The sequence below is a fragment of the Pseudomonas sp. 06C 126 genome (assembly GCF_001855215.1).
Classification (GTDB): Bacteria; Pseudomonadota; Gammaproteobacteria; order Pseudomonadales; family Pseudomonadaceae; genus Aquipseudomonas; species Aquipseudomonas proteolytica.
The window spans coordinates 41,901-55,415 of the sequence record NZ_MIFU01000075.1 but is presented as its reverse complement, the minus strand read 5'-3'; the positions used below and the strand labels follow the sequence as shown (position 1 = coordinate 55,415).

Sequence of the window (13,515 nt, the reverse complement as noted above, 5' to 3'; positions counted from 1 at the left end):
AATGGCATTGCACGATTTTCTACAACTCAACCGCCACCCACTGGCTGAAATCGAGGGCCTTGGCCTGACCCTCAAGGCCCTGGTGGACGCGGGCCTGGACCAGTTGCCGCGCCCCGGTGGCGGGCAGACACTGGTGCGTTTCAGCCAGTTGGCCCAGGTGGCCGGCCACGATTTGAGCCTGTGCAAGTTGTACGAAGGGCACACTGACGCGCTGGCAATCATGGCCGAACTCGGCAGCCAGGCCCCGCCTGCGGGCAGCACTTGGGGCATGTGGGCCGCCGAACCGCCGGCGGCCCGGGTGCAGGTCAGACGCGCCGGCAGCCAGCTGCTGCTGGAGGGCCGCAAGGCCTGGTGCTCCGGCGCTGCGGTGGTCAGTCATGGATTACTGACTGCCTGGGATGAGCAGCAACGCCAACAGCTGGTCGCGGTGGCGATGGCTCAGCCGGGTGTCGAAGTGACCGGCGACGGCTGGCGAGCCGTGGGCATGCAAGCCTGTGCAAGTGTCGAGGTGGTTTTCGACACCGCCGTTGCAGTAGCGGTCGGCGGGCCAGGGGATTACCTGCAACGCCCGGGTTTCTGGCAAGGCGGGGTTGGTATCGCCGCCTGTTGGTACGGCGCGGCGCAACGTTTGGCCGAGGCCCTGCGCGAACACTGTGGCCGCCGCGAAGAACCCCATGCCCTGGCCCACCTGGGCGCGGTGGACATGGCGTTGCATGCTGGCGCCATGGTGTTGCGCAGCGCTGCACGGCAGATCGATGAGCAACCTCAGGCCAATGCCCAACTGCTCGCCCGCCGAGCGCGAGCAGTCATTGAGGCGACGGCCAACGAGGTCATCCATCACGTTGGCCGGGCCATGGGCGCCGGGCCGTATTGCCAGGATCCGCACTTTGCCCGGCTGATCGCCGACTTGCCGGTGTACTTGCGCCAAAGCCACGCCGAGCGTGACCTGGCGGCCCTCGGCCAGCAGCTGTCGCAGCAATCACCAGGGACGTGGCAGCTGTGAACGCCAACCCGATTGTCGGCCAAGGCACCTCGCTGCGCGCCTGGCAAGGCTCCACTCGGGTCGCCGGCCTGCCCCTGATCAGCATCGCGCAACTGGTGCCTGCTGGCTGTCGCGCGGTGATTATCGCGCCCCACCCAGACGATGAAGTACTGGGCTGTGGCGGCCTGTTGCAAGGCTTGGCGGCACTGGACCGCGAGTTGCTGCTGGTCTCGGTGACCGATGGTTGCGCCAGCCACCCCGGCTCGGCCCGCTGGCCGCGCCAGCGTTTACGCGAGGTGCGCCCCCAGGAGTCGGCCGAGGCGCTGCACCGCCTGGGCTGGTCGCCGCAACGGCTGAGCTGGCTGCGTGGTGGTTTTTCCGACAGCCAGGTACAGGCGCGGGAACCGGCACTGGTTGAATTTATCCAGCAACACTTGCACCCCCACGACGTGGTGTTCACCACCTGGCGCGAAGACGGCCATTGCGACCACGAAGCCGTAGGCCGAGCCAGTGCCCAGGCGGCCCGGGCCGTAGGCGCGCAGTTGATCGAGTTGCCGGTATGGACCTGGCACTGGGCAACCCCAGAGGACCCGCGGGTGCCCTGGCACCGTGCGCACAAGATCGCCCTGACGCCCGCTGCCGTAGCGCGCAAGCGCCACGCCCTGCACGCGTTCACCAGCCAGTTGGAGGGTGATCCGCAGATCGACTTGCCGCCCGTATTGCCGCCCCATGTGCTGGAGCGGCTACTGCAACCTTTTGAAGTGGTGTTTGTATGAGTGTTGCCACCGCCTATTTCGATCAACTGTTTGTCGACAATGACGACCCTTGGGCCTTTCGCCAGCGCTGGTACGAGCAGCGCAAACGGGCCTTGACCCTGGGGTTGCTGAGCAAACCGCGCTACACCTCGATTTTCGAGCCCGGCTGCGCCAATGGCGAATTAAGCGCCGAACTGGCGCCGCGCTGTGACCAGCTGGTGTGTTGCGACACCGCGGCCAAGGCGGTGGCCTTGGCCCAGGCGCGCCTGCAGGGTTTTGCCCACGCCCAGGTGTGCCAGAGCCGCTTGCCGGCACAGTGGCCGCAGGGCCGGTTCGAACTGATCGTGCTCAGCGAGTGGTGCTATTACCTCGACCATGATGACCTGTGCGAGTTGATCGAGCGGGCCCTGGCCGCGTTGACCCACGACGGTCAGGTGCTGGCCTGCCACTGGCGCCCGCCTATCAAGGGCTGCCCGCAGACGGCGGAACAGGTCCACCAGTTATTGCACGAGCGCCTGGGCATGCCGCGCGTGGCGCAAGTGGCTGACAGTGATTTCCTACTCGACCTGTGGTCTCGCGAAAGCGCCTCGGTCGCCCACCTTGAGGGGCTGCGATGATCGGCATTCTGATCCCGGTGCACAACGAAGAGGCGCTGCTGCCCGAGTGCTTGAAGGCTGCGATCATCGCCGCCAGCCATCCGGGCTTGCTCGGTGAAGAGGTGCAGATCCTGGTGGTCCTCGACAGCTGCACCGACCGCAGCAGCGAGATTGCCCAGGCATTCGGGGTGTACTGCCTGAACGTAGAGGCCCGCAACGTCGGCCAGGTGCGTGGAATAGGCGCACGGCACCTGTTGAACCAGGGCGCGCGCTGGATTTCCTGCACCGACGCCGACAGCCGCGTGGCGAGTGATTGGCTGGTGGCGCAACTGGCCCTGGGCGTGGACGCGGTATGCGGCACGGTCACGGTGGATGCCTGGAGCGAAGGTTTCGATGAGGCCGCGCAGATCCGCTACAACCAGGCCTATCGGGCTTGTGACGGGCATCGGCACATCCATGGGGCCAACCTGGGCGTCAGCGCCGGTGCCTATGTACGTGCCGGCGGCTTCGAACCCCTGGCCTGTCATGAAGATGTGCAACTGGTGCGCCAACTGGAGCGATGCGGCGCAACCATTGCCTGGAGCCATGCGCCCCAGGTCATCACCAGTGCGCGGCTGGACTGCCGCGCACAGGGCGGTTTTGGCGATTATTTGAAGGGCCTGATGCAGCCTTCCTGAAAAAGTTGCAACTTTGCCCGGCGAAATCCGGGTGATGAACAATACTCAAGCTTGGCAATCCAGGATTCGGATTGCCCGTGTGCCGCACAGGCCTTGGCGCCTGCGCGATAAAAAAGGAGAGTCGACCCGTCCACGGGGCACGACCTGCATCATCAGAACAAGGATGTGACATTGATCAAACCCGCCACTCTCAACGACGGTCGCCATACGCCGGCGCAAATCTGGAACAGCGCACCGCAACTGGCACAAATCCCCACCATCAGCCCTTCCCTCCTGGTGCCTGCCGGCTCGCGGGTGGTGATAGTTGCCCCGCACCCGGGTGACGAAGTGCTGGCCTGCGGTGGTTTGTTGCAACTGCTCAGCGCCCTTGACCACCCCTTGAAGCTGATCTCGATCACCGACGGTAGCGCCAGTCATCCGGGTTCCAACCAATGGTCGGCGCAGCGCCTGAGCGTGTTTCGCCCCCAGGAAAGTGTCGAGGCCCTGCGCCGCCTCGGCTTGCCCCTGCATAGCCTGAAGTGGATTCGCGGCGGTTTTTGCGACAACGACCTGGCCGCTCGCGAACAGCTATTGAGCCCCTTTATCGCCCGCTACCTGCAACCCGGTGATGTGGTGTTCACCACCTGGCGCAATGATGGCAATGCCGACCACGACGCCGTCGGCCGCGCCACGGCCATTGCCTGTGCGCTGACTGGCGCGCGCCTTCTTGAATTGCCGATCTGGGCCTGGCATCGCCCCGCCCGTGAAGCCGGGCGCATGCCCTGGCAGTGCGCGCGCAAGGTGCGCCTCGACACCTGGAGTGTGGCGCGCAAACGCCACGCCGCCCACGCCTACGCCAGTCAACTGCTTGGCGACCCGCTGATCGGCCTGGCGCCGATGCTGCCACCGGTACTGCTGGAACGGATGCGCGAACCCTACGAGATTGTGTTCTTGTAACTGGTCTGTACCTGTTAATTCTGACAGTGGCGGCCCTTTGCGGCTGTTGCTAACGTGGAACAAGCACTGCACCGGTTCAGGTGCAGTCGAGAAAGCCATGCCAACCCCTTGCATTGGCGATGTTTTACGAAACGGAACCAGCCGTCCCTTATCGTTATCGTGCTTCTCGTTGCCATGGTGGGTACCGCGCCTGCCCATGCAGGCGACGGGATGTCAGTTGCCATCGAGTGAGGATGGATCATGAGCACACGGCGATATTCTCTGCTGCACCTGAGCGCCTGGACGGCCGGCGCGACCCTGATGACCACCCTCTCGCTACCGGCCTACGCGGCTTGTACACCGGTGGTCACGGCCGGCGACGACACCACCACCTGCGACAGCGGCACCACGCCCGGCTTTACCGACCTCAACGGCAATAACACCCTCAACCTGCCTACCGGTGGCAATGGCGCAATCACCAGCGCCGTGACATTTGGCGACGGCCACGATCTGGTGCAAGCGCAATCGGGCAGCATGGGCGCGCTGAACATGGGCAATGGGGCGAATATTTTCCGTGTGGAGCTGGATGCTGTCGTGGGGGCGGTGACCCAGGGCGACGGCGCCGATAGCATCCAAATCAGCGGCGGCAGCGTTGGCGCGATTAACCAGGGTGATGGCATCGATGCCTACGCGCAAAGCGGCGGTCGTGTCGCCAGTTTGGCCCAGGGCGATGGGCGGGATACGTTCAACATGAGTGGCGGCGAGATCGTCGGGGCGTTCGAGGATGGCGATGTTGCCACCCAATCGGCGGGCACGATCGGGCGGGTCGACATGAAGCTCGACAACAACTTCTACACCCTGCTGGGCGGGAGGATCAACGGCAACCTGGTGACCGGGTTTGGCTTGGACACCATCAGCATTTCCGGGGGGTATATCGGCGGTAACGTCAGTGTCAGCGGCGGCAATGATTTGTTTACCCTGACCGGCGGCGTGGTCAACGGCCAGGTGCTCATGAGCTTTGGCAACGATCAGTTCAACTGGATCGGCGCCGGCACGATCAACTCTGCGGTCAATATGGGCCCGGATAACGACACCGCACTCCTGCAGAACCTGACGCAAGCCACCCTCGCCGCCACCCCCTTGATCGATGGCGGCCTGGGCAACGATACCCTGACGCTTGACAACACCCAGGCGACCAACGCCGAGCGCTACGCCAACTGGGAAACGCTCAACCTGGACAATGGCTCGCGTTTTAGCCTGGCTGGGGATTTCAAACTCGGCGATACAGGCACCGGCACTGGCACCTTGAATGTCGACGGCAGCAGCGTGCTGTTGGTCAGCCAGGGCAGCATCAGCCCCCTCACTGCCGGCCAGTTGGCCACCCTCCATAACAGCGGCCTGATTGATATGACCAGTGCCAGCAGCAGCGCCACCGACAGCCTGACGGTCAATGGCAACTACACCGGCAACAATGGCCAGATGGCGCTGCAAAGTGTATTGGGCGGTGATGGCTCGGCCAGTGACAGACTGGTGGTGAACCAGGGCACGCTTCAGGGCAGCACGACCCTCAACGTCAGCAACCTTGGGGGGGCTGGCGCCGAAACCCTGAGCGATGGCATTCAGGTGGTCCAAGCGCTCAACGGCGCGACCGGCAGTGACCAGGCCTTCAGCCTGGCGGGGGGCTCGGTGTCGGCCGGGGCGTTCGAGTACTTCCTGTTCAAGGGCGGTGTCAGCGCAGACTCCCAGCAGCAGTGGTACCTGCGCTCGGCCGTGGTGGCGCCGCCGCTGCCCGCCCCGGAGGGCCCCGTGGAACCGCTGCCGGTGCCGATTCCCGCCGAAGGCACACCGGTGGACTTGCCTGCGCCGGTGGCCGGGGAAGCGCCGATCCCGATCTATCGCCCCGAAGTACCCGTGTATTCGGCGCTGTTCCCCGCGGCGCAGCAGACGGTGCGGGCCATGCTCGGCACCTACCATGAGCGCATGGGCGACCAGGCACGCCAGGCCAACAGCGGCTCATTCCCGGCGGGCTGGGGCCGGGTGTACGGCAACAGCAGCCGCCAGGCCTATGCCGGCACGGTCAGCCCGCGGTTGGACAGTTCGGTCACCGGTTTCCAGGTGGGCAGCGACGTGCATGCCTGGACCACCGCCAACGGGCAGACCCAACGTGTGGGCTTCTTCGTCGGTCATAGCCGCCTGCGGGGCAATGTCGACGGCTTCAATCGCGGCTGGCAGCATCTGGATGCCGGCAACACCACCTTGCGTGGCGACAGCCTGGGCCTGTACTGGACCTTGATCGACCCGTATGGCTGGTACGTCGATGCCGTGCTGATGGGCACCCGCCTCAATGGCAGCAGCGAGTCTGATCGCGGGCTCAAGCTCAAGACCAAAGGCCACGATGTGCTGGGCTCGGTGGAAGTCGGCGTACCGCTGCCCGTCGCGCCAAACTGGGTGCTGGAGCCGCAATTGCAGTTGATCGTCAATAAAACCCGGCTCGATCGCCAGAATGACGGGGTTTCCGACGTTTCGTTTTCCGCCGATACCGCCATCACCACGCGGCTCGGCGCCAGGCTGCGGGGCAGCTATACCGTGGCGTCGATGCCGGTCCAGCCGTATCTGCGTGCCAATGTCTGGCATGCCTCGGCCGGCACCAATCGGGTGCGTTTCAACGGGGTCACGGATATCGACACCGAGCAAAAATCCACCACCCTGGACCTGAGTGCCGGTGCAACCCTGCAGATGTCCAGCAGCGTAAGCCTGTATGGCGATCTGGGTTATGAACGCAACCTCGATAGCAATGCGCTGGATGGGCGCAAAGGCACTGTGGGCGTCAGGGTGGAGTTCTGAAAACCCTAGGGGCGTGGGTGTTTTCTGTCGCGGGTGATGCGCCCGGGACTATTGGAACACCTGAGCCTCGCCATCGACGGTCGCCGCTATCCAGCGTGGTTCCATGGGGTCACTCCACACTGAACGGGGTGGCGTCGCCCCATCGCTGATCAGGATGCGCCGGCCCGACTGGCTCCACTCTTGCATTCGCGCCTTGAACAACGCGGGGTAATCCGCAGCTCGGCAGGTGATACCGGCCCAGGGATCAACGACCCAGGCGTCATCCCACTCCGGCCCCACAAACCCTTTGCTGCGAGGCTGCCCTGGCGGGCCGCCGATGATAGCGAAAGTATGCCCCTTGACTTGCGCGATACGCGCATGGCCGCCACTGGTATTGATGGTATCAACGGCCACCTTGGCCATCTGGTCGCAATTGCCGGCACCGGTTTTCAGGACTATTTCGCTATAGTTGGGGGCGCCTGTTCGTGTGTAAAGCCAGCCCACCATTTCCGTGGCGGTGTTGCTACGTGCGACCTCACCGGCAAGACCTGGAACCTGTTGATTGGCTGACCGGATGCCAGTGGCCTGGAATTGCTCGTCGACGGCTTTTCTCGCCCCTTCTGCATACAAGCGGTTCTGCTGCTCTGCCGGCAGTTGGACAAAGTCAGCCGGCTTCTTGATCGGCGCCAGTCGCACCGGCTTTGCCGCGACCACCACATGGCCGGGGTTGCTCCCCGCGGCGTACACCCCCATCAATACTTCACGCTGTTTTTCGGGGGGCAGTCCTTGCAACACGCCGGCAAGATGGTTGATTTCCTTAGGCGTCATGGGTTCGTCAGCGACGATCTTCTTGACCAGGCTATCCATAGTCGGCAGCACCACCAACGGGTTGTCCGGCAGGCCCTGGGCGGCAAAGCCATAGATATCCTTATGCTGGTCGTACAGTTTGATAAATTCAACGTCCAGTGGATCCTTGCGGGTCATGCGGTGAAATTCCAGTGGGCCATTGCCGTTCAGCTCAGCGTAGTAGTGCACACCGGTATCGGCCTCGACCACCACGTACTGCCGGCCGTCATGATTGACCTTCAGGCCCCTGACGACACGCTGGTCATTACTCAGATCGCTGATCGCATCCATCTTGACTACAACCGTTTGCTGGTTGACCGCCCGAGGCACACCAAAGTCGTCATAACCAAAGTCCGGTTCATTGACTACGGTCCCCGTGGTACGGCCCTTGTACGTCACAGGCTGTGAACTGGCCATTGGTAGTAGTTCATGGTTTCCCGCTTCATTGACGCGGTAACGACGATGCTCGTGAATGACCGTGCGCGGACCTTTCGCCTGCCCTACCCCCGGAATCAGGCGGCGATGCTCCAGGGCCTGGGCGTCCTGGAACACTGGGGTGCCGCCAGGTTCGATCTGTTTGGTGTAACACAGGTCGTCGAGATCCCGTTTGTGACGGCGCCCTCCGGCGCCACAGGTCATCACAAACCCTTCAAGCGGCCCTATATCCTCAGGCCCGCCTAGTTTGACCAGGCTTTCGGGTTTGCCCGGGTTATAGCGATAGACGTCATCGCCGACCATCACATCGCTGTATTTATTGCGTTTCACCACCCGTGCCTGCTCACTGGAAATACCTTCGGCCACCCGCAAGGTCTGTCCTTGGGCAACGGGCCTGGGGGTCAGGTCAATTGTTGGAGAGAGGTCGTAACGCCCTCGGCCGGGCAGTTTAAGCACGGCAGATTTTTTGAACTGTGCAATACCAGCTTGAACATTTTGCAGGTGCGCGCCGCCGAACTTCAGCAGCCTGTTGCCACTGCTACTCAGTGCAGGCATCACAGGGTCAAGGGGGTTGAGATTGCGCACCACAGAAACCGCAAACTTCTTTACCAACGAGCCAAACTTAGGCAGTAGCGCGCGCACTCCGATCTTGCCTGCACGCGAAACCAAACGCACCGAGCCCGCGGCAAACTTGCCCATAGGGCCCGCTAACGCTGACAGCCCATCGTTAACCAGATCCAACACACCCTGTTTGGTGTCACCCTTGACGAGACTTTCAATGCCGCTCCAGAGCGGAACCACCATCTGCGCGGTACCTTTGACGCGCTCCCAGAACGCCTCATCTTTTTTCTGTGCGGCACTTTCTCGCTCAGGATCGGACTCGGCCCACTCCTTCAGCCTGTCTGTATCGACGTAGAACAGATCATCAGTAGCAGTCTTTGCGATAGCCTCAGACCGTTCGGAAGTGAGGGTTTGTGGCACGGCTCGTGTAGAGGGGGCGGCAGATGATGGAAAGTGGGCGAGTTGTTGAGGGACAACGATAGAAAAACTAGCAGGTTTGGGGCCTTTGCCTGACTTATAGCTCGCCCACTTTTTCTGGAACTCAGCCCTGCCACCTGCACGAGCGTCGCGCACAACCAATTCTTCAGAAGGCACACCGTCAGCGGAGTGTTCGATCGAGATAAAGTCTTTGCCATAGCTTTTATCGGCCGGGTTGTAGGACTCCAGAATCGGTTTCAAGTCGTCACGACGCCGAGCGATACCTTTGACAGGATTGATCTCGTAGTAGGTTGTCTGCCCCTCATGTACCGCCTTGAGAATAAATGCCGGGCGTGTGATTGCTGCCTTTTTATCGTCATCAGTTTCCTTGGCTGAGTCGGGTTTAGTCCTAAGTGCGTAAACCGTGACATCTCCCTGTTCAATGGCCCTGCGGTCTTTTAGCGGGAGTTGGGACAACTGGTCGGTGATCAGTTTTGCATAGGCTGACTTTGTATCCTTAAGGTACTTGTCGAACGCCGTTTTGAACGTGGCTTGATCATAGACAGGGTATTTATAGCTGACCTCGGCCGGCGTGATTTTCTCGCCATTGAGATGCCTGTACAGAAGAAACAAAGGGCTGAACAGGCTCAGCACTTCGGTGCGTGAAGTACCCCGCGCCATACGCTCGAAATAATCCTTGCGCATCGGCACATCCGCTGACAATTGCTGGGCTGCCGACACCACCTTATCGACGTGGGCATCCAATGCGGCGACTGCTGTATTGATCTCCTCCTGGGAGTAGTCCTGTTTTTGTGGGAGCAGCCCTTGTGCCACGGCCCAATCCAACGTCGCCGGGATACGGGTCGACGCGATAGCCGCCCACTGCTCGTCCGTCGTCGCTTGCTCGCTGAACTTGGCTGGCAGGTCAACCAGCTCCTGAAAACTCATGTGCCGCGAAGAGCCCGGTTTTATCGCTTCGGCCAGGCTGACGCCGTGCTTGAAGTTCACCCACGCCGCCGATCCCTGGTAAGGCAGTTCTGCCGGTGTATCACGTACGGCAAAGTCGGCCGGGAATTGGGGTTTCAGGATATAGGCCGCCAGATAGGCCTGGTCGCTGGATAACTGCCTTGTGCTGACCAAGTGTTGCCTGAACTCGGACTTGATGGCTGGGTAGCTTTGGTTCCAACGCTCACTCGACGCTAGGTCAAAGCCGGCGATATGCCCCGGCTTTTGGCCTTGCACCGGGTCCAGGCTCAAGGTCAGGGCCTTGAGCAACAATTTGATCTTGACCTCACGGGTAATGACGCCATCCAGTGGAAATTCAGCCCCGCCCAGGGTCTTGAGCAACTGTTGAATCAGCTCATTGGCTTTGGGTGACTTAAGTATCAGTTCCAGTACCGCTGCAGGTGTGTCCTTGGCTTTTTCAAGGGCCTGTGGCGAGATCCCCTCAGTCAACAGACTGAGCAAAGGCCGCTTGTGCTTGGCCTCCTGCTCGGTGACCCATGCAGAGATAGCCGGCTCGTTAGTCTTGTGCAACAAACCATCGGCATTACTGGAAGTATTATCCAGACCCAGGGCGATTTCGCTGCGGGCATCTGCCACGGCATAAATGGCTGCTTGCAGTTGCTCCGGTGTCTTTGGATCAGATGGCACGATGCCATAAAACTTGAGCATGTTCTCCAGCCGGTTGGTACCCGGCTCGGTGGAACCGTTCGGCGGTATCAACGGTGAGTCTTTGTTCAGGAACACGCTTTTGTTCACGGGGGTATCGGCGTTTTTCGAGGCTGCAAGCTCCCTCAAAGTCTTCAGCATTTCGTCCAGATCCCCCAGTTTTCCTCGCACCTCGGCCTGTTGCGAACTGGCAGGTGGCTCCGCTGTTGGCACCGCGGCCAGGCTGGATTTGCCCTGGGCCACAGGTGGGGCATCAACCGGCGGAGCCGCCTGAGGCGAAAGAGTGGCGGGTCGGGTATTCAAGCTTGCTGGGGTCATGGCGTTTGCGTCTCTGGCAGTGATACACAGGGACAGCGACGAAACGAGGTGAACGGAGATCCTACGCCTGATCGCTGACAGCCTTGTGTGGATCACACGTAAGAAATTGTTCCAGAGGAATTGGTAACGGCGCTCGTCAGGGCAACGGCGCGGGTTGTTTTCAGGCGACGGCTTGGCGGCGATGGCGGCCGATAAACGCTGCGGGGTGTCTGGTACCCAACATCAGCGTTATCGTCCATCGCCGGCAGGCCGGCTCCTACGGTTATTACTCCTGGCGCAGAATCAGCACGGCCAAGGGCGGCAAATTCAACGACAGTGATACGGCCTGCCCATGGAGCGGCTCGTCCTGGGTAAAGGCTTCGCCGCCATTACCGTAGTTGGAGCCGGAATAGGTATCGGCATCGCTGTTGATCAGCTCTTTCCAGCGGCCGGCCAAGGGCACGCCGACCTTGTACGCCTCTCGGGGCACCGGGGTGAAGTTGGCAACGACCAACACCGGCTTGCCGCTTTTACCCCAGCGCAGCCACGCATACACGCTGTTGATGGCATCGTCACCAATCAACCACTGGAAGCCCTGCGGCGCATCGTCCTGCTCATGCAGCGCCGGCTCTTCGCGGTACAGGCAATTGAGGTCGCCCACCAGTTTCTGCACGCCGCGGTGTTCCGGGTACTGCAGCAGGTACCAGTCCAGTTGCTGGTCATGATTCCATTCGCGCCATTGGCCGAACTCACAGCCCATGAACAGCAGTTTTTTGCCCGGATGCATCCACATAAAGCTCAGGTAGGCGCGCAGGTTGGCGAATTTCTGCCAGCGATCGCCGGGCATTTTGTCGATCAGCGAGTGTTTGCCATGCACCACTTCATCATGGGAAATCGGCAGCACAAAGCGCTCGGACCAGGCATACACCAGGCCGAAACTCAGTTCGTTGTGATGGTGGGCGCGGTACACCGGGTCTTGCTGGATGTAATGCAGCGAATCGTGCATCCAGCCCATGTTCCACTTGTAGTTGAAGCCCAGGCCGCCCTGCTGGGTCGGCTGGCTGACGCCCGGCCAGGCCGTGGACTCCTCGGCGATCACCAGGGCGCCGGGGGCTTCCAGCGCCACCACGTCGTTCAGATGGCGCAGGAAGTCGATGGCTTCCAGGTTCTCGCGCCCGCCGTGGCGATTGGGCACCCACTCGCCGGCCTTGCGCGAATAATCGCGATACAGCATCGACGCCACCGCATCCACCCGCAGCCCATCGATATGGAAGTGCTTGAGCCAGTGCAACGCCGAGGCCAGCATGAAGCCGTGGACCTCGGTGCGCCCCAGGTTGTAGATCAGGGTGTCCCAGTCCTGGTGGAAGCCTTCGAGCGGGTTGCCATATTCGTACAGCGCGGTGCCGTCGAACTGCGCCAGGCCGTGGGTATCGGTGGGGAAATGCGCGGGCACCCAGTCGAGGATAATGCCGATATCCGCCTGATGGCAGGCGTTGACGAACGCGCCAAAGTCATCGGGCGAACCGAAACGCGCGCTGGGCGCAAATTGCGACAGCGGCTGATAGCCCCAGGAGCCGCCGAAAGGGTGCTCCATGATCGGCATCAACTCGATATGGGTAAAACCCAGTTGCTGCACATAGGGAATCAGCCGCTCACCCAGCTCGCGCCAACCGTATTGGCGCGCCACTTCGCCCAACTCGTCGAGTTCGCATTGCCAGGAGCCGACGTGCAGTTCGTAGATCGACAGCGGCGCGCTGGCCGCCTGGCGTTCGCCCCGGGCTTGCATCCACGCCTCATCTGCCCACTCCACCTGCAACGGTGCGGCGACTTTCGACGCGGTGTCGGGCGGCAGTTGCGTAGCCAGGGCCATGGGATCGGCCTTGAGCGGCAGGATCCCGGTGGCGCCGAGGATTTCGTATTTATAGGCCGCCCCCGGTTGCAGGCGAGGGATAAAGATCTCCCAGACCCCAGCCGGATGACGCAGGCGCATCGGGTGGCGGCGCCCGTCCCAGATATTGAAATCACCCACCACCGAGACTCGCCGCGCATTCGGCGCCCACACCGCAAAGCGCACGCCCTGGATGCCGTCAACACTCATCACCTGGGCGCCGAGGCAACTGCTCAGGTCGCGGTGATTGCCTTCGGCAAACAGGTACAGGTCCATTTCCCCGAGCAACTGCCCGAAGCTATAGGGGTCTTCGGTGATCTGCTCGCCGCCCGCCCACTGGATCTTCAGCAGGTAGCCCTGGCGTGTGGCGAAATGCCCAATGAATAAGCCTGGGACCGGCGTGGCGTCGAGGCTGCCGAGTACCTCGTGACTGCCACGGGCCAGGACCTCGACGCTCAGGGCCTCGGGCAAAAACGCGCGGATGACCTGGCCGCCTGCCTCGTCCTCATGGGGCCCGAGGATCGCGAACGGATCCGGGTGCTCGGCTCGCACCAGGGCTTCGATATCCTTGGGGGGTGGCATGATCTTGAACGTCGATTGCAGCGGTTCTTTGTGTGTAAAACTCATGATTTCTCCCACTGCTTGTGGTTTT

Annotated in this window: 8 protein-coding genes; 6 read left to right on the top strand and 2 right to left on the bottom strand. The window is 61.9% G+C overall.

Annotated elements, in window-relative coordinates; translation table 11 throughout:
- Position 1 precedes the first annotated feature (1 nt).
- From BHC62_RS09490 to BHC62_RS09465, 6 genes are all read left to right on the top strand, one after another.
- The gene (locus BHC62_RS09490; RefSeq protein ID WP_070994835.1) at positions 2-1,003 is read left to right on the top strand and encodes an acyl-CoA dehydrogenase family protein; all 1,002 of its coding nucleotides are present in this window, start codon (positions 2-4) and stop codon (positions 1,001-1,003) included.
- Complete coding sequence (locus BHC62_RS09485; RefSeq protein WP_070994834.1) at positions 1,000-1,758, top strand: PIG-L deacetylase family protein; 759 nt, start codon at positions 1,000-1,002, stop codon at positions 1,756-1,758. The genes BHC62_RS09490 and BHC62_RS09485 overlap by 4 nt, the downstream gene beginning before the upstream one ends.
- A complete protein-coding gene (locus BHC62_RS09480) occupies positions 1,755-2,354 on the top strand; it encodes an SAM-dependent methyltransferase (RefSeq protein WP_070994833.1) in 600 nt (199 codons plus the stop codon). The genes BHC62_RS09485 and BHC62_RS09480 overlap by 4 nt, the downstream gene beginning before the upstream one ends.
- Positions 2,351-3,010 (top strand): glycosyltransferase family 2 protein, encoded by a 660-nt coding sequence (locus tag BHC62_RS09475; RefSeq protein WP_070994832.1) that lies wholly within the window; start codon positions 2,351-2,353, stop codon positions 3,008-3,010. The genes BHC62_RS09480 and BHC62_RS09475 overlap by 4 nt, the downstream gene beginning before the upstream one ends.
- 174 nt (positions 3,011-3,184) lie before the next feature.
- On the top strand, positions 3,185-3,946 hold the full coding sequence (locus tag BHC62_RS09470; protein WP_070994938.1) for a PIG-L deacetylase family protein: 762 nt from the start codon (positions 3,185-3,187) through the stop codon (positions 3,944-3,946).
- A 240-nt stretch (positions 3,947-4,186) separates the two neighbouring features.
- On the top strand, positions 4,187-6,769 hold the full coding sequence (locus tag BHC62_RS09465) for an autotransporter outer membrane beta-barrel domain-containing protein (RefSeq protein ID WP_070994831.1): 2,583 nt from the start codon (positions 4,187-4,189) through the stop codon (positions 6,767-6,769).
- A gap of 48 nt (positions 6,770-6,817) precedes the next feature.
- Here BHC62_RS09465 and BHC62_RS09460 read toward each other — a convergent pair whose 3' ends face one another.
- On the bottom strand, positions 6,818-10,996 hold the full coding sequence (locus BHC62_RS09460) for a hypothetical protein (RefSeq protein ID WP_143007516.1): 4,179 nt from the start codon (positions 10,994-10,996) through the stop codon (positions 6,818-6,820).
- A gap of 265 nt (positions 10,997-11,261) precedes the next feature.
- A complete protein-coding gene (gene glgB, locus BHC62_RS09455) occupies positions 11,262-13,490 on the bottom strand; it encodes a 1,4-alpha-glucan branching protein GlgB (protein ID WP_070994829.1) in 2,229 nt (742 codons plus the stop codon).
- Between the last annotated feature and the right edge of the window lie 25 nt (positions 13,491-13,515).